Source organism: Collinsella aerofaciens (genome assembly GCF_015552075.1).
GTDB classification, from domain to species: Bacteria; Actinomycetota; Coriobacteriia; order Coriobacteriales; family Coriobacteriaceae; genus Collinsella; species Collinsella aerofaciens_Y.
The window spans coordinates 1-17,934 of sequence record NZ_JADNDZ010000015.1; the positions used below are offsets into that span (position 1 = coordinate 1).

At 60.6% G+C, this 17,934-nt stretch carries 16 protein-coding genes; all 16 read right to left on the reverse strand.

Annotated elements, in window-relative coordinates:
* Positions 1–109: 109 nt before the first annotated feature.
* Positions 110–364 (reverse strand): preprotein translocase subunit SecG, encoded by a 255-nt coding sequence (gene secG / locus I2D41_RS00925; RefSeq protein ID WP_006236144.1) that lies wholly within the window; start codon positions 362–364, stop codon positions 110–112.
* A 165-nt stretch (positions 365–529) separates the two neighbouring features.
* Positions 530–2,083, reverse strand: a complete 1,554-nt coding sequence (gpmI, locus tag I2D41_RS00930; protein ID WP_195363239.1) for a 2,3-bisphosphoglycerate-independent phosphoglycerate mutase — start codon at positions 2,081–2,083, stop codon at positions 530–532.
* A gap of 5 nt (positions 2,084–2,088) precedes the next feature.
* The gene (tpiA, locus tag I2D41_RS00935; RefSeq protein WP_022094882.1) at positions 2,089–2,856 is read right to left on the reverse strand and encodes a triose-phosphate isomerase; all 768 of its coding nucleotides are present in this window, start codon (positions 2,854–2,856) and stop codon (positions 2,089–2,091) included.
* On the reverse strand, positions 2,849–4,039 hold the full coding sequence (locus tag I2D41_RS00940) for a phosphoglycerate kinase (RefSeq protein WP_099431437.1): 1,191 nt from the start codon (positions 4,037–4,039) through the stop codon (positions 2,849–2,851). The genes tpiA and I2D41_RS00940 overlap by 8 nt, the downstream gene beginning before the upstream one ends.
* A gap of 140 nt (positions 4,040–4,179) precedes the next feature.
* Positions 4,180–5,205, reverse strand: coding sequence for a type I glyceraldehyde-3-phosphate dehydrogenase (gene gap / locus I2D41_RS00945; protein WP_055310510.1), 1,026 nt, complete (start codon positions 5,203–5,205; stop codon positions 4,180–4,182).
* A gap of 193 nt (positions 5,206–5,398) precedes the next feature.
* Positions 5,399–6,328, reverse strand: a complete 930-nt coding sequence (whiA, locus tag I2D41_RS00950) for a DNA-binding protein WhiA (protein WP_055310509.1) — start codon at positions 6,326–6,328, stop codon at positions 5,399–5,401.
* Between the two features lie 6 nt (positions 6,329–6,334).
* A complete protein-coding gene (rapZ, locus tag I2D41_RS00955) occupies positions 6,335–7,255 on the reverse strand; it encodes an RNase adapter RapZ (RefSeq protein WP_195363240.1) in 921 nt (306 codons plus the stop codon).
* 98 nt (positions 7,256–7,353) lie between these two features.
* A complete protein-coding gene (locus I2D41_RS00960; protein ID WP_006236154.1) occupies positions 7,354–8,040 on the reverse strand; it encodes an N-acetylmannosamine-6-phosphate 2-epimerase in 687 nt (228 codons plus the stop codon).
* A gap of 141 nt (positions 8,041–8,181) precedes the next feature.
* Positions 8,182–9,147 (reverse strand): ROK family protein, encoded by a 966-nt coding sequence (locus tag I2D41_RS00965; RefSeq protein ID WP_055286945.1) that lies wholly within the window; start codon positions 9,145–9,147, stop codon positions 8,182–8,184.
* 172 nt (positions 9,148–9,319) lie between these two features.
* Positions 9,320–10,240, reverse strand: coding sequence for a dihydrodipicolinate synthase family protein (locus tag I2D41_RS00970; RefSeq protein WP_035138887.1), 921 nt, complete (start codon positions 10,238–10,240; stop codon positions 9,320–9,322).
* A 68-nt stretch (positions 10,241–10,308) separates the two neighbouring features.
* Positions 10,309–11,160, reverse strand: a complete 852-nt coding sequence (locus I2D41_RS00975) for an acetylxylan esterase (RefSeq protein ID WP_055310507.1) — start codon at positions 11,158–11,160, stop codon at positions 10,309–10,311.
* Entirely contained in the window at positions 11,153–12,130 is a 978-nt protein-coding gene (locus I2D41_RS00980) for an acetylxylan esterase (protein WP_055310506.1), read from the reverse strand. Before I2D41_RS00980 ends, I2D41_RS00975 begins: the two co-directional genes overlap by 8 nt.
* A gap of 80 nt (positions 12,131–12,210) precedes the next feature.
* Positions 12,211–13,038: an ABC transporter ATP-binding protein gene (locus I2D41_RS00985; RefSeq protein WP_006236159.1), complete on the reverse strand. Its 828-nt coding sequence runs from the start codon at positions 13,036–13,038 to the stop codon at positions 12,211–12,213.
* Positions 13,039–15,054, reverse strand: coding sequence for a dipeptide/oligopeptide/nickel ABC transporter permease/ATP-binding protein (locus I2D41_RS00990; protein WP_022094872.1), 2,016 nt, complete (start codon positions 15,052–15,054; stop codon positions 13,039–13,041).
* A gap of 3 nt (positions 15,055–15,057) precedes the next feature.
* Entirely contained in the window at positions 15,058–16,014 is a 957-nt protein-coding gene (locus I2D41_RS00995) for an ABC transporter permease (protein ID WP_022094871.1), read from the reverse strand.
* 155 nt (positions 16,015–16,169) lie between these two features.
* Positions 16,170–17,783, reverse strand: a complete 1,614-nt coding sequence (locus I2D41_RS01000; RefSeq protein WP_195363241.1) for an ABC transporter substrate-binding protein — start codon at positions 17,781–17,783, stop codon at positions 16,170–16,172.
* Between the last annotated feature and the right edge of the window lie 151 nt (positions 17,784–17,934).

Sequence of the window (17,934 nt, forward strand, 5' to 3'; positions counted from 1 at the left end):
CGTAGCGGGTGGTTTAAAGCTGGCCGCTGCGCGGCCAGCGGACTAAAGTCTTGAACAAAAAGGGTCCCGCACTTGCGGAACCCTTTTCAAGTATTTATGTGGCTCGAGCTTAGTAGCCCACGATGCCCTGCGGGAAGAAGAACATGCACAGAACGACACACACGGCAAATACGACAGCCATGATGACGGTCAGGCGGTCAAGGTTCTGCTCCATAACGCCTGTGGCTGAGCTGGAGTTATACAGCGAACTGGCAATCATATCCGAAACGCCGGTACCCTTACCGGAATGCATCAGGACGAGAATCGTCAGCGCCACGGCAGAAACAGCCCAAACGACAAACAGAAGAATCTGGAACGGACCCATAGATAAGCTCCTTAATAGAACAATTCAAACTCCAGTACTGTACCACAATCCCCCGTTCTCCCCTACCTGCCACTCGGGGACGGGGCGGAAATGGCAGAAATACCAAAAAAGGGGATTGTCCGATTGTGGACAACCCCCTTGCTAGAAAACGGTATTTGTTTTCTCTTAGGCCTCGGTGGCGAGCACGCGGCCCGTCATCTCGGCGGAAGGCTCCAGACCAGCCATGGTGAGCATAGTCGGAGCGATATCGGAAAGACGACCGTCCTCGATACCGGTGAGCTGTGCCTTCTCATCAACGATGATGAACGGCACGCGGTTGGTGGTGTGCGCCGTAAACGGATGCTTGGAACCGTCGGAAGCAACGTCAAACATGTGATCGGCGTTGCCGTGGTCGGCGGTAATCAACGCAAAGCCGCCCTTGGCGAGAATCGCCGGGACAACCTTGGACAGGGCATCGTCAACAGCCTCGACGGCCTTAACGGCAGCGTCGAAGACACCGGTGTGACCAACCATGTCGCAGTTCGCGAAGTTCACGATATAGAAATCAGCGCGGTCCTCGTTGATGGCGGCGACAAGCTTCTCGGTAACCTCGGGAGCGCTCATCTCGGGCTGCAGATCGTAGGTAGCGACCTTGGGGGAAGCGACGAGCACGCGCTCCTCGCCCTCCTTGGGCTCCTCGATGCCGCCGTTGAGGAAGAACGTCACGTGGGCGTACTTCTCGGTCTCGGCAGTGTGCAGCTGCTTCAGGCCATTGGCGGCGATGACGTCGGCTAGGACGTTCTCCGGGAACGTCTTGGGGAAGGCGACCTCGACGTCAAACGTCGGATCGTACTCGGTCATCGTCACAAAGTGCGAGAGCTTGATCTGCTCGCGCTCAAAGCCGTCGAACTCCTTGTCCGTGAACACGCGGGTCATCTGACGGGCGCGGTCGGGACGGAAGTTGAAGAAGATGGCCGCGTCGCCCTCGTGGATGCCCTCATTGTGGGCAGCGAAGGGCTCGACGAACTCGTCGCCGCGCGGATCCTTCTCGTAGTAGGCCTTGATGCCGGCAACGGGGTCGACATCGGCATCGGACGCATTGACCATGACGTCGTAGGCGCGCTGGATGCGCTCCCAACGGTTATCGCGGTCCATGGCCCAGTAACGGCCCGAGACGGTGGCAACGCGAGCGTCGCAACCGGTCTCCTCGGAGATCTTGGCCAGGAAGGCGCAGAACTCGCTCATGTAGCCGGCACCGGACTGCGGGTCGACGTCGCGGCCATCCATAAAGGCGTGGACGCGAACGGTCTTGACGCCATGCTGGGCAGCCATCTTGACCAGAGCCTCGACGTGGTTCATGTGGGAATGAACACCGCCAGGGCTCATAAGGCCCATGAGATGGAGGGTCTTGCCCTCGGCCTTTACATCGTCCATAGCCTTGACGAAGACCTCGTTCTTGGCGATGGAGCCGTCCTTGATGGCGTTGTTGATGCGCGAAAGCTCCTGGAAGACGATGCGGCCGGCACCGATATTGAGGTGACCCACCTCGGAGTTGCCCATCTGGCCGTCGGGAAGGCCCACGTCCTCGCCCGAAGCGCCGAGCGTGGTGTGGGGGTACTTCTCGTACAGGCTATCAAGGAAGGGCGTCTTGGCAGCGGCGACGGCGTTCTCGCCATCGGCCGGAGCAAGGCCGCAACCATCCATGATAATCAGGAGTGCAGGAAGATGACGTTGTGCCATATGTCCTACTCGCCTGCCTTGACGACCATAGAGGCGAAGTCGGCAGCCTTGAGCGAAGCGCCGCCCACGAGGGCGCCGTCAACGTCGGGCTTGGCGACGAGCTCGGCGATGTTGCCGGGCTTGGCGGAACCGCCATACAGCACGCGGATGCCGTTAGCGAGCTCCTCGCCGAACATCTCTTTGAGGGTCTCACGGATAGCACCGCAGACCTCCTGAGCGTCCTCGGCGGTAGCGGTCTTGCCGGTGCCGATGGCCCAGATGGGCTCGTAGGCGACGACGACCTGCTTGGGGCAGGTGATCTCAAGACCAGCAAGGCCAGCCTTAACCTGGTTCACGACGTGCTCGACATAGGTGCCGGCCTCGCGGACCTCGAGGGACTCGCCGCAGCAGAAGACGGGAACAAGGCCGGCGGCAACGAGAGCCTTGGCCTTCTTGTTCTGGTCCTCGTCGGTCTCGTGGAAGTAGTCGCGACGCTCGGAGTGACCGATGATGCAGTAGGTGCAGCCAGCGGACTTGAGCATGTCGCAAGAGGACTCACCGGTGAAGGCACCCTTGGCCTCCCAGTACACGTTCTGTGCACCGAGGGCGATGGGGGCAGCCTGAATGCGGTCATGAACCGTGGTGATGTCGATGGTCGGAGGGCAGACGAGCACCTCGACGCCAGCCGGAACCTCGGGCAGAGCCTGAGCCAGCTCGTCGGCGAGCTTGGCAGCCTCGGCGACGTCGTTGTTCATCTTCCAGTTACCAGCGATAAGAAGGGTGCGATTAGGCATCGAGAAGCGCCTCCACTCCGGGCAGGGCCTTACCCTCGACGAGCTCCATGGAAGCGCCACCACCGGTGGAGATCCAGCTCATCTTGTCGGCCAGGTTGAACTTGTTGACAGCTGCGACAGAGTCGCCACCGCCGATGATCGAGGTGCAGTCGGCCTCGGCGACAGCCTCAGCAATAGCCTGGGTGCCGTGAGCGAAGTTGTCGAACTCGAAGACGCCCATGGGGCCATTCCAGAACACGGTCTTGGCGCCCTTGACGGCCTCGGCGTAGAGCTCCTCGGTCTTGGGGCCGATGTCCATACCCTCACGATCGTCGGGGATAGCGTCGGAAGCGACAACCTCGGGGACAGCGTCCTCGCCAAAGTGATCGGCAACGCGGTTATCGATGGGGAGCAGGATCTTGACGCCCTTCTCCTCGGCCTTCTTGAGCATCTCGCCAGCGCGCTCGACCCAGTCCTCTTCCTTGAGGGACTGACCGACGGTCAGGCCCTGAGCCAAGAAGAAGGTGTAGGCCATGCCGCCACCGATGATCAGGGTGTCAGCGGAGTCGATGAGGTGATCGAGAACGCCGATCTTGGAGGAAACCTTGGAACCGCCGACGATGGCGACGAAGGGGCGCTCGGGCTCGGCGAAGATGCCGGTCAGCGTGTCGACCTCCTTCTCGAGCAAGAAGCCGGCGACGGCAGGCAGGTAAGCGGCGGGGCCCACGACGGAACCCTGGGCGCGGTGAGCGGTGCCGAAGGCATCGAGAACGAAGACGTCACCATAGGAAGCGAGCTTCTTGGCGATCTCGGGATCGTTCTTCTTCTCACGCTTGTCAAAACGGACGTTCTCGAGAACGAGGACCTTACCCGGCTCGACGGCGGCGACAGCCTCAGCAGCCTTCTCGCCGTAGGTGTCGGCGACAAAGGCAACGTCGAGACCAGAGAGCTCAGCGAGCTTCTTGGCGACGGGCTCGAGGGACAGCTCGGGCTGGAAGCCGGTGCCCTCGGGACGACCGAGGTGGCTCATGAGGATGACGCGAGCATTGTGCTCAACGAGATAGTTGATGGTGGGCAGGGCAGCCTTGATACGGGTGGTGTCGCCAACGACGCCATCCTTGATAGGCACGTTAAAGTCAACGCGGACGAGAACGCGCTTTCCGTCGACATCGATGTCGCGGACGGTCTTCTTGGTAAAGGCCATGTTTGCTTCTACCTTTCGTACGTGTCTGCCTCCCATTACGGCAGACGATTTCTTATAAAAAGGACGCGACCCTAGGGTGTAAGCCCTATAAGGCCGCGCCCTTCTTTAGACGCTCAACGAGCTATTCGCTAAATGCTAAATTAAGCAACGAACTTCTCGAAGTACTTGATGGTGCGGACCATCTGAGAGGTGTAGGAGTTCTCGTTGTCGTACCAAGAGGTGACCTGAACGAGGGTCTGGCCGTTGCCGAGGTCAGAGCACATGGTCTGAGTGGCGTCGAAGATGGAGCCGTGGGTCTCGCCGACGATGTCGCGGGAGACGATCTGGTCCTCGTTGTAGGCGAAGGTCTCGGAGATGGTCTCGGCGTAGGCCTTCATGGCAGCGTTGACCTCGTCGACGGTGACCTTCTTGTCAACGACGGCGTAGAGGTTGGTCAGCGAGCCGGTCGGCGTCGGGACGCGCTGGGCGGCACCGATGAGCTTGCCGTTGAGCTCGGGGAGAACCAGGCCGATGGCCTTGGCAGCGCCCGTGGTGTTCGGGACGATGTTCTCGGAGCAGGCGCGGGAGCGACGGAAGTTGCCCTTGCGCTGCGGGCCGTCGAGCGGCATCTGGTCGCCGGTGAAGGCGTGGATGGTGGTCATGATGCCGGACACGATGGGAGCGAAGTCGTTCAGACCCTTGGCCATCGGGGCGAGGCAGTTGGTGGTGCAGGAAGCAGCGGAGATGATGTTGTCCTCAGCGGTCAGCGTCTCATGGTTGACGTTGTACACGATGGTGGGCAGATCGCTGCCGGCCGGAGCGGAGATGACGACCTTCTTGGCGCCAGCGTTGATGTGGGCCTGAGCCTTAGCCTTGCTGGTGTAGAAGCCGGTGCACTCGAGAACGACGTCGACGTCAAGGTCGCCCCAAGGCAGGTTGTTAGCGTCGGCCTCCTTGTAGATCTTGATCTCCTTGCCGTCAACGGTGATGGAATCCTCGCCAGCAACGACCTCGTGATCGCGAGCGTAGTTGCCCTGCGTGGAGTCGTACTTCAGCAGGTAAGCGAGCATATCGGGAGAGGTGAGGTCGTTGATAGCGACGATCTCGGAGCCCTCATGACCGAACATCTGACGGAAAGCCAGACGACCGATGCGACCGAAGCCGTTAATAGCAACCTTTACTGCCATTGTGTCTCCTTTCGTAAGGCCCCCGCGAGCTACAGCGCCCGCCGTTGAGGCCCACAAACTAACCACTCGCCTAATATACCTTTTTTTTGACTTGAATTTCACGAGAATGCTCGAAATTGAAAATCAAATTTACGTTAAAACGTTTTAAAGAGTAAAACAGCAGTTAAATCCGTATAGTAGCAGTTTCGCTCAACTACCTGTTTGCTTCAATGAGCTTTTCAAGCCTCAAAACACGATGGTAGAGGGCCGACTTCGACAAGGGAGGGTCGGCCATCTCGCCCAGATCGCGCAGCGACAGATCGGGATAGCGCTCGCGCAGGTCGCAAAAGACCGCCAAGGCGTCCGGAAGCGTGTCGCGCAAACCTCGCTGTTCGAGCTCATCGATCAACGCAAGCTGATGCTGGGCGGCACCCGCACTTCTGGTCTGATTGGCCAGCTCGGCATTCACGCGACGGTTCACATCGTTCTTAACCAACTTGACCGCGCGCGCCTCCTCGATCTCGGCAACGCTGCGCTTGGCACCAATCAGCTTTAAAAGATGCTCAATCTCCTCGGCACTCTTAATGTAGACAGCAAAGGACCCGCGCCGCGCGTTAACGCGCGCATGGACCCCAATCTGCTCCAATAGATCGCAAAGGCCCCGTGCATACTGCTCGCCCTGCACCGCGATCTCCAAATGAAAGTCGCCGCGGGGATCGGCCACGAAACCGCCGGCGATGAGCGCGCCGCGAATGTAGGCAAGCCTGCAGCAGGGACGGGCAACGATGTGCCGGGGAACACCAGCGACGAGCCCTCCCCTGCGGTCGAGAATGCCCAACAGCACCAGAGCCTTGTCCAGGTCGGGCTGATCGGGCAGGGTAATGAGATAGTTACGGACCTTATGCAAGACCGATTTACGAACGGTGAATTCCGTTTTGAGCTTAAGGATGCGATGCGTCAGTGTGATCATCGTGCGCGCGACAGCGCCCGTCTCGGTCGCGACCGTCAAACGATACCGCCCGGAGCCGGCCAGCGAAAGTGTACCGCTCACACGCGTCAGGGCGGCAAGCGTCGACAAGTCGCAGTATTCACATTCGGGTTCGCAGCGCGCGAGCTCGTCACGCACCTCGGCGGTAAACGACATGCAGGCCTATGCTTTCGTGTTGGCGCGCGACAGGTCGCGGTGGGAAATGCTCACGTGATATTGGGCACCTTCCAAATAACGTGCCGTGGCCTCGGCGATGGCAACGCTGCGGTGTTGACCGCCCGTGCAACCGATGGCGATAGAAAGCTGCGGCTTGCCCTCCGCGATATAGCCGGGCATGACCGTATCGAGCAGCTGCGTCCAGGCCTTCCAGAACTCCTGGGTCTTGGGATGGTCCAGAACAAAGTCGGAGACTTTCTTATCGAGGCCGGTCATGGTGCGCATCTCGGGATCGTAGAACGGATTGGGCAGGAAGCGGACGTCGATCATAATGTCCGCCTCGACGGGCATACCGTGCTTAAAGCCAAACGAGAACACGTGAACGTCCATGAGCTGCTGGTCGGACAACTCGGAAAATGCCATACGCAGCTTGTTGCGCAGCGCAGAGGTGCGCAGACGGCTCGTGTCGATAATCATATCGGCTCGGTCGCGAACGTCCTGCAGCTGCAGGCGCTCGCGCTGAATCGCATCGGCCGTAGTCTCTCCCGGCTTGGCAATGGGATGGCGGCGGCGGTTTTCGCTATAACGACGGATCAGTACCTCGTCAGAGGCCTCGAGAAACACGATGTCACAGCTCATCTCGCGCTCCTCGAGTGCGGCAACGGCATCGAGCAGCTCATCGAACAAGCCCTGGCTGCGCAGGTCGCAGGTGACGGCAAGATGCCTGCCCACGCCCGTATTGATGCCGACGAGTTCGGCAAGCTGGGCGATCAGACGCGGAGGCAAGTTGTCGATGCAAAAGTAGCCCATGTCCTCGAACACATGCATGGCCTGCGTTCGGCCCGATCCAGACATTCCGGTGATGATGACGATATCGGGGATGCGCTCCGAGCGCTCCGCCGCATCCATGGCATCTCCCTTTTGCATGTGCGCCTCCTAAAACAAGCGCGGGACCCGGCCAGCGGATCCCGCGCGATCAATTGCCTTTATTGAGTATACCGCCCCGAGCGGATACGAGGCCTGTCTTACGCCTCAAGCGCAGCTTTGAACCAACTTGTAATACTCGTGGGGTGCGTGATGGCGGTGCCGACGACAACGGCCCAGGCGCCAGCATCGATCGCGGCGCGAGCCTCCTCGGGCGTGTGCACGCGGCCCTCGCAGATGATGGGAAGACCGGGGAATTCCTCGGTCGCCTGACGCAGGAGCGGCAGATCGGGGCCATCGGCCATGGTGCAGTCGATGGCAGCGACACCGTGAGAAAGCGTGGTAGATACAAGGTCGAAGCCCATATCAACCGCACGGCGAATGTCCTCGATGGTGGCACAATCCGCCATCAGGAGCACACCCTCCTCGTGCAGCGGGCGGAAGGTATCCTCGACCGACTTGCCGTCGGGACGCGGACGATCGGTGGCGTCGATCGCCACGATATCGGCACCCGCAGCAACGCAGGCGCGAGCGTGACGCAGCGTCGGCGTGATGTAAACGCCCTCGTGCCCATCCTTCCACAGGCCGATAACGGGGACCTCACAGCGACCCTTAATGGCGGCAATGTCGGCAAGGCCCTGGCAGCGAATGGCGGCGGCGCCGCCGAGCTCGCAAGCACGAGACATTTGAGCCATGGTCTCGGGCGTACGAAGCGGCTCGCCCATATACGCCTGAACGCTCACGACGAGCTTGCCCTTCAGGGACTGGATCAAAGGATCAACGGTCATGTTCGACTCAACCTTTCTCAAAAACAGCCTTCTGAGACACCGCACCTTGACGTTCAAACCGTCGCTCGCGTACCGAAGTACGCTTCGCTCCTCTTTCACGTCAATCTGCGGCACCTCAGAAGGCGCACTTGGTAGCTATGTTTATTTCAACGACGCAAGAAGGTGTTCGGCGGCACCGATGAGCGGAGCATCGCCCTCAAGAGAACCGATGAGGATCGGCGTGTCCTGAAGCGGATCGAGCGCCTGGCTGGCATAGCCCTCGTGTACCGAATCCTTCCACGTCTGTGAACGCCAATCGGGACCTTGGTGAATCACGCCACCCGAAAGCACGATGACCTCAGGGTCCAGGATGTTAGCGAGCGAGCCCAAGCTGGCACCCAGCGCAAAGCCGGCGTCATGGATGACCTCAGTCGCCTTTGCGTCGCCCGCGCGGCACAGGTCGTTTACATCGCGACCGACCGAAGGACGGCTGGGGTCGACGCGGCCAAAGCGCTCGTCGTACATGCGACCAATGGAAGTGCCCGAAGCAACAGACTCAAGATGGCCAGAACGCCCGCAGGCGCAGGGAATGCCGGCGGCAGCCGAGCACTCGATGTGGCCCATATGACCGGCAGCACCGTGGAAGCCCTGCATCACGCGGCCGTTCTCGACATATGCGCCGCCGATGCCCGTACCGATGCCCAGACACAAGACGGAGAACTTGCCCTTGCCGACGCCCCAGTGGGCCTCGCCCAGAGCATGAGCCTGCACGTCGCCCACCACGGCAACGGGAAGACCAAGGTCCTCGCGCAGACGCGGCCCCAACTGAACGCCAGACCAGCCGGGCATGATCTCGTTGGCGTAGGCGATGGCGCCCGTCTTGGGGTCGACGACACCGGCGGCGCCAATACCGATACCGAGGACCTCGACATCGGGGTTCGCCTCGAGAGCAGCCTTGATGGACGCCTCGATGCGCTGGAAAACTGCCTCGCCGCCTTCTTGGGCCTCGGTGGGAACCTCGGCTTCAAAGACCGGATGGGGCACGCCGCCATCAGCCGGATACTCCATAATGGCAGTCGCAATCTTGGTGCCGCCGATATCGACGGAGCAAACGTACTTGTTCTCCATGTCGCTCTCCTTAGGAGATATAAACAACTACAGGAAATGCGCCGTCAGGCTAGCCGTCACAGCGCGGTAAAGGTTTTCCAGGTGCCCGAGATCGCCGAGAAGCCGTGTGGCCATTGACCTAATGGGTCATGGCCGCACGGTTGAACGGCGAGGTCGGGTGCCTGGGAAAGCTTTAAAGGAGGCCGTTGTCCTGGAGGACCTTCTTAATCGCCTCGACGTTCTCACCGGTCATGGCCTTCACCGGGCGCGGCATGGTCGGGCTGTCGAAGATGCCCATGAGGTTCATAGCGGTCTTGAAGGCGCCGACGCCACCGGCATAGCCCTGGACGCCCGAGGTGACATCCCAGATGTGGGAGATCTCATTGAGACGATCCTGCTCGGCCTTGACGGTAGCCCAGTCACCAGCCTGAGCGGCCTTCCACTGACGCACGTAGCCCTCGGGCTCAACGTTGGCGAGACCCGGGACGGAACCGTCAGCGCCGCCGAGATAGGCGCCGTCGACAACAACCTCGTGACCGGTGAGGATGCTCATCGGATGGCCGTTCTTCTCGTTCTCCTGAACGAGGTAGCGGAACGAGATGTCATCACCCGAGGAATCCTTGACGCCGGCCAGAACGCCCTCGGCGCCGAGCTTGGCAAGGAGCTTCCAGGGGAGCTTGGTGTGAACGCAGACGGGAATGTCATAGGCAAAGATGGGCAGGTCGAGCTCCTCGTGCAGGATGCGGAAGTGCTCCTCGACCTCGGTCATGCCCTGCAGGGCATAGAACGGGCAGGTGGCGACGAGGGCATCGGCGCCCAGCTCCTGGGCGACCTTGCCGTGCTCGATCATGCGCTCGGTCTCGGTATCGATGATGCCGACCAGAACAGGCACACGGTGGTCGACGATACGAACGGCCTCGGCGATAATCTGGCGACGGCGCTCGTCGGTGGAGAAGACGACCTCGCCCGAGGATCCCAAGAAGAACAGGCCATCGACGCCGGCGTCGATCATGCGGTTGATGCTGCGCTCAAAGGAGGCAACGTCGAGCTGGTGATCTTCGGTATCGGGAACAACGACGGGAGGGATAACGCCGGTGAATTTCTGAGTTGCCACAAGAATCTCCTTAGCTGTCTGGCGGGCGACCCTATGCCACCCACTCTTGTTGGCAGTGTCCAGGCCGTCTAGGCCAAAGAACACGGATAGAACGTTTGGTTAAAGAAGTCGACGACTTCGTTTTCGAACGCGTTAATACGCTCATGAGCGTATTTGGCATAGATGATATGCCTCCGGTCACACTCAAGACCGTTGAATACGGCAAACTGACCCTTGGGGTCGCTCACGGTATCCATGAGCGACGTGCCCATGAGCACCGATCCGCGCACCCGAGACGACAGAGCCTCGAGGCCACCGGGAATTGGATTGGCAACCGCCGTGCAGGCAAGTCCGCGCTCGTCCAGAGCAGAAACCGCCAGCGCGACACCGCCGCCAAGACCCTCGCCCCATGCAAAAATGCGATCGGGATCCATGCCATCAAGATTGCGCGCGACCTTCGCCAACGCGCAGCCCCAACGGACGCGCTTGACAAAAGCGGGCGAAGCAATCCCCCACTGCAGGTCGTCCGCACCAGCAACATCGTCATCCAGCGCGAGAACGGCATACCCCATGGCGGCAAATCTCGTCATGTGATGCCATCCACGCACGGGTCGATCGATGTCGTGAAACATCAGACAGAGCGGCACAAACTCGGATGCCCGGGCATGGCCTAAGGGCTCAATCAAACGACCGTGTACGACATACCCGCCGAGCTCAATGGAAACCTCGGAGTAGCGCGCGCACGGATTGGCGAAATCAATCGCCGTAACAGTCAGCCCGCAAACCTCAAGGTCCGAAGCGGCTGTCTCTAATTCGGAAACATCCGCCGAAGCATCGCCGTGCCAACCCCGGAAATCAGAGAGCCTTGACGAAACCGTTCCAGGCATCTCCGCGAGCCCGGGGACGATCAGCTCGTCGATATTGCTCTCGCACTTAGACATGAGCCTCCCCTCCCTCGCAGAAAAACGGAATGATCAGATCGTCAAAGTCCTGAATCTCCTCGTGGCCAAAGCCCTCAAAGAACTCGCGTCGCTTCTCACAGGCCAGATTGTTGTAGACCGCAAACTGCGTCGCCGGCGGACAGACGATATCGGCTGTGCCCGTGCCAAACAGCACGGGGCATTTGACCATGGGGGCAAAGTTCTTGGAATCGAAGTACGCCAGTTTGGCATAGGCCTCCTCAATACGAGTCGAGTCCTCGTCAAACCAACGCGACCAATAACGCAGGCCTTCATAAGCGATATCGTCGGCATCCAGATCCCAAACAAGGCGGAAATCCGACAGGAAGGGATAGAGGATGGCAGCGCGATTGATAAGCTCACTATTAAGCGCGCAGGTCGCAATGCCCAAACCGCCGCCCTGCGATGCGCCGTTCACAAATACGCGGGAAAGATCGATGCCCTCGAGCTCGCGAACAATACGGCACAGAATGCGGATATCCTGGTGCAAGCGGACATAGTAAAGATTGGCCGGGTCGCCGTCGATACCGGCGACGATATGCCCAGCAACCGTCGTGCCTTCAAATCCACCAATATCCTCGGAGGGGCCACCCTGGCCAGGACAATCGAGAGCGATGAGTGCCATGCCCATGCCCGCAAACGACGCCTGCTCGAACCAGCTGCGGCTTGCACCCGGATAGCCGTGGAACTGTAGCACCAGCGGCACGGGCTCGTCCGAAACCGGCTGGAGATACTTGGCATGCAGGCGTGCACCGCACATGCCGGTATACCAGAGGTCGAAAAACCGACAGGTCGCGGAATCCGCAACCGAAGCCGCCTCAATCGCATAGTCGAGCTCGACGGCGTCGGCCTCGGCCATGCGGTCCTTCCAAAAGAGATCGAAATCCGATGGACGGGGCATAGCGCCACGATATTCACCAAATTGCTGTTGTAGCTCCTGAGCACTTGGCATGGCTCGTGAACCCAACCTTTCGAAATCGCAACGGAGGTGCGCCCGGCAAGGGAACCGGGCGCACGGGAGGGAAAGCGAGGCTACTCGCCGAGCTTGGGATGCAGCAGCGACGGCGCAGCGCCGAGCAGCATCTTGGTGTAGGGGTCCTGAGGGTGCTGGAAGACCTGCTTGGCCTCGCCCTGCTCGACGATCTTGCCGCCATTCATAACGATGATGTCGTCAGAGATATAGCGGACCGTCTGGATGTCATGGCTGATAAACACCATGGCCAGGCCGAGCTCCTTCTTAAGGTCGGTCAGCAGGTTCAGAATCTGCGCGCGGACCGAAACGTCCAGAGCCGAGGTGGGCTCGTCGGCGATGATGGCATCGGGGTTCAGCGACAGGGCGCGCGCAATTGCGACGCGCTGGCGCTGGCCGCCCGAAAGCTGGCCGGGAAGAACCTCGGCGGCGGAGCTGGGCAGACCGGTGAGCTCCAAGAGCTCCTTGACGCGCTTCTCCTGCTCGGCCTCGGTACCCAGGTTGTGGACGCGCATGGGGTCGAGCAGTTGCTCGCGAACGACCATGCGGGGATTGAGCGCCGTGGCCGGGTTCTGAAACACGACCGAGATGACGCGACCCATGTGGCGACGGTCCTCGGCGGTACGTTTGGTAACGTCCTTGCCCTTAAAGTAGACCTTGCCGCTCGTGGGGGCCTGCAGGCCGCACATGACGTTGGCGGTGGTGGACTTTCCGCAACCGGACTCGCCGACGATGCCGATGGTCTGTCCGGGCATGAGCTTAATCGTTACACCCTGGACGGCGTGAACCAGGTTGGGGTGCAGAATCGAGCCGGTACGGGTCCTAAAGGTGACGTGGACGTCATCAAGGAAGATGATCGGCTCGACGCCGTTGACTGCGGTCTCGCTCATCTACATCACCTCCGCGTGAGGGGTCAAACCATTTGCCTTGAGCACCTCGTCGGGGAGCTCGGAATAGAAGTGCTCGGTGCCGGGCACGCGCTTGAAGACCGGACGGGTGTCCAGGCCAATGCGCGGATGGCTCGAGCGGGGTGCGAAGCGATCGCCCTTGGGGAAATCGCGCGGGCTCGGAACGGCGCCGGGCACCTGGTGCAGGCGGCCCGAACCGCTCTCGATGGACAGGACGGAACCCAGAAGGCCGCGGGTGTACTCGTGAATCGGGTTGGTGAGCAGCTCCTTGGTGGGCGCCTGCTCGATAACCTGGCCGGCGTACATAACCGTGATGTTATGAGCGACCTCGGCGACCAGTGCCAGGTCGTGCGAAACGAAGATCATGGCAAAGCCGAGCTTGGCCTGAAGATCGTTAAGCAGCTTGATGACCTGCTTCTGGACGGTAACGTCCAGAGCGGTCGTGGGCTCGTCGCAGATGACCAGTTTGGGGTCGCGGGTAAGGGCCATAGCGATCAGAACGCGCTGACGCTGACCACCGGAAAGCTCATGCGGATAGCTCTCGAGCGTACGCTTGGGGTCGAGGCCCACGAGCTCCAGGAGCTCCTCGGCGCTACGGGTACCGCCGCGCTTGGTGAGCTGCTTCATCTGGGCGGAAATGAGCATGGAGGGGTTGAGCGAGGACAGGGCGTCCTGATAGACCATGGCGATATCGGTACCGCGCAGGCCGAACCACTCCTTCTTGCTCATCTTGAGCAGGTCGCGGCCCTCCCAGAGAACCTCACCGGAAAGATGCTCGTCATCGTCGGTCAGGCCCATGATGGCCAGCGTGGTGATGGACTTACCGCAGCCGGACTCACCGACCAGGCCCATGGTCTGGCCAGGACGGACATCAAAGTTGACATGATCGACGACGTTGATATCACCGTGGTGCTCAAACTGGATGCAGAAATCACGGACCGAAAGGATCGGCTCAACGGACTCATCGGGCACATGGCGGTCGTTACGCTTGAGCTCGACATCGCGCAGGGCGCCAAGACGGGCGGACAGGGACTGAGCCTGCTCCTTGTAAGCGCGAACGGGGTCGGAGACCAGCAGGTCGGCCTCGCGGCGCTTGGAGGAATCGGTCGGATCCAGGGCGGCGGAGGGAGCAGCGGCCATGGCGTCGGTAATGCCCTCGGAGAGGATGTTGAGCGCCAGGCAGGTGATCATGATAGCCAGACCCGGGAACAGCGCCTGCCACCAACGGCCAGCGAGCACGCCACCGCGGGCGTCGGCGAGGATGTTGCCCCAGGTAGCGGTGGGCTCCTGGATACCAGCGCCGATAAAGGTCAGCGAGGCCTCGAAGATGATGGCGTCGGCGACCAGGGTAACGGTGAAGACCATGATCGGGGCGATGCAGTTACGCAGAACATGCTTGATCAAAATCCACGGAGCCTTGGCGCCGGAAACGATGACCGCGCGGACATAGTCCTCGCCGTACTCGGACACGATGTTGGCGCGCACGATACGGGCAATCTGCGGAGTGTACATAAAGCCAATGGCGAAGATGATCGACGGCACGGAATTGCCCAGGATGGAGACGAAGACGGCAGCGAGGGCGATGCCCGGGATGGACATGATGATGTCCAGGATGCGCATGATCGCCTCGGAAACGGACTTGCGCGAAACCGCCGCGAGGGCGCCCACGACCGAGCCGCAGACCAGAGCCATGGCAGTAGCACCGAAGCCGATGATCAGCGAGTAACGGCCACCGTAAAGCATACGCGACAGGATGTCGCGGCCCTTATCGTCGGTACCGAAGATAAATCCATTGCCGGGAGCCTGGCGAGCAGTGAAAATCTCGACCGGGCTATAGGGGGCAAGAAGGGGCGCCAGAATCGCGGTCAGGGCGACCAACACCAGCACGACGGCGGCAATCTTAGAAGACAGCGTCATCTTCTTCCAGCCACCGAGCTTGAGCCCCTTGGAGGCAGCCTTCTCGAGCTGCTCGGTTTGCTTCTCTCGAATCTTTACCATAATCTACACCGTCCTGATGCGCGGGTTGATGAGCAGGTAGAGCATGTCAACCACGATGTTGATGATGATGAAGGCAAGAGCAACGACGATGACGACGCCCTGAACCAGGTTCGCCTCGTTGCCCTGAACGCCCTGCAGAATCGCAGTACCCATGCCGGGGAGGTTGAAGATGACCTCGATGACGACGGCGCCGCCCATAAGGTAACCGATCTTAAGACCGAGGGTGGTGACCGGGGTGATCAGCGCGTTGCGCAAAACGTTGATGCCGACGACGACCTTCTCGGGAACGCCGGCGCCACGGGCCATGCGGACGTAGTCCTTGTCGAGCTCCTCAACCATGGCCGTACGCACGATACGAGTCATCTGGCCCGTCAGCGGGAATGCCAGAGCGATAGCGGGCATGATCATACGTCCCAGATAGCCAGCCGGGTTGGTGGTGAAGTGAGGCAGAGCACCGGATGCCGGGAGCACCTTAAGGTAGGAAGAGAACAGCAGAATCAACAGAACGGCAAGCCAGAACGACGGGGTTGCCAAGCCGGCGATGGAAAAGACGCGGATCACTTGGTCCGGCCATTTATCGCGATACAGTGCCGCGATGACGCCGAGCAAAAACGAGACGACCGCGCCGATGGCAAGACCGATGAAGGTCAGCTGCATCGTGACGGGCAGGGCCGTGGAGATGCGCTTGGCAACGGAGTTGCGAGCAGCACCATAGGTGCCCATGTCACCATGGATCAGATCGCCCATGTAGCGCACGTAGCGCACGGGCCAGGGGTCGTCCAGACCATACTTCTCATGGTACTCGGCAACCGCCTCGGGCGAGGCACCGTCACCCAACGCCGTATAGGCGGGGTCGGTCTTGGAGAACGACATAAGGAAGAACACCAGGACGGTGACGCCCAATGCCATGATCGGCAGCGCCACGAGACGCCTTCCAATCAAACGTAGAAAGTTGTTCACGTTCTCTCCCCTTTCTTTTGTCGGTAGGACCAACTGGTATATGAGTATGGATACTCATTACAAGACCCGAGCGACATCGAGGCCGCCCGGGTCTTTGTTTCAACTATGAGGACGTTGCCTTACGACCGACGCCCCACATATGACTCAAACGAGTCTTAGGCCTTGACGGTCGCGACGCCCCTGAAGGACATGCTCGTCGTGCCGATGCCCTTGAAGCCATCGAGGGCCTCGCCGTTGGGCGCGGTAGACGGATCGTCCCAGGAAGCGGAGACGGTCTTGACGTGGACAACGGGGTACAGAACAGCGTTGTCGGCGATGATGTCGAAGCACTCGTTCCACTTCTTCTGCTGCTCGTCGCCCTCGGCGGCAAGAGCCTCGTCCATGAGACCGTGGAGCTTCTCCCACTCAGCGGACTCCTTCCACGGGCAACGGGTCTGCATCCAGACGTTGTCGCCGTACCACCAGTTGAGCAGCAGGTCGGGGTCAGCGCCGAAGCAGGACGGATCGCCAGGGGCAAGGAGGATATCGTAGGCCTCGCCGCCGTCGATGGCAGCGTAGGTGGCCGGCGAGGTATCGGTCTGGATGGTCACCTCGAAGCCGAGAGCGTCGAGGTCGTTCTTGACCTGGGCGGCCATGCCCTTAATCTGCTCGTTGTCGGTGGTGCGCAGGGTGATGGCACCCGGGGTGATGCCGGACTCCTCGATGAGCTTCTTGGCCTTCTTGGCGTCGGTCTTGTACACCGTGGAAGCCTCATGATAGTTGGTGAAGCTCTTGGGCAGGTAGCAGCTGGCAGCGGTGGCAAGGCCGGCGAAGGTGTTGGTGATCATCTTCTCGGTGTCGAGCGCGTACATGACGGCCTGACGGACCTTGACGTTGTTCCAAGGCTCCTTGGCGACGTTGAACATGATGAAGCGGGTGCCGAAGCCCTGGACGTTGTCGATCTTGCAGCCAGCGCTCTCGAGCTGGTCGACGGCGTCAGCGGTGACGAGCTCCATAACGAGCGTGGAGCCTTCCTGCTGGGCGGTAACGCGAGCGGTGGGGTCGGTCAGGATGCTGTACTGGATCTTCTTATCCTCGGCAGCATACTCACCGTTGTACTCGGGGTTGGGAACCAGGGTGATCTCGGTATCGGAGATAGAGTCGTACATCCAGGGGCCGGAACCGATCGGCTGCTTGGCGCGATCCTCCTCGGACTGAGTAGCCGGGGTAACACGGATGATGGCCAGACGATCCTTGAGCAGGGAGAAGTTGGGGACCTTGGTCTTGACCGTTACAGTGCTGGCATCCTTGGCCTCGATGGACTCGAAGGGCTGGAAGAACGGAGCATAGGTAGCGGAAGCAGCGCAAGCGGTGTAGGAAGCGACGACGTCGTCAGCAGTGACCTCGGTACCATCGGAGAACTTGGCGCCCTTGCGGATGGTGACCTCGAAGGTAGTGTCGTCCACGGACTTGGGATCGTCGGTGGCGAGCTCGTTGAAGGTGCTGTAGTCGTGGTAATCGATGCCGTAGAGACCCTCGACGACGTGCCAGTTAGCACCCAGGCCCACAGCGGAGCCGGTGCTGGCGGGATCGAAGCTGGACGGAGCGTAAGCGGAACCAGCGGTAATCACACCGCCGCCACGGTTGGCGGAATCGGCGGAACCGGAAGCGGAACCCTCGTCGTTGGAGCTGCCACCGCAGCCGGTGAGACCAAGCCCTGCGACAGCAGCGACGCTGCCGGTGAGGCCGAGGAACGAACGCCTGGACATACCCTTGTTGATGATGGCCATGTCTTCTCCTATCAATAGAGAATCTTACCCGGGAGCACCTAGACTTGCCCCCGCGCAACTTGCGGACGATATATACCTTACCTACCGACGAACCCAACTGAGGTGCCGCGCTCGGCGACCGATACATACATACGTTTGAACGGTATTTACT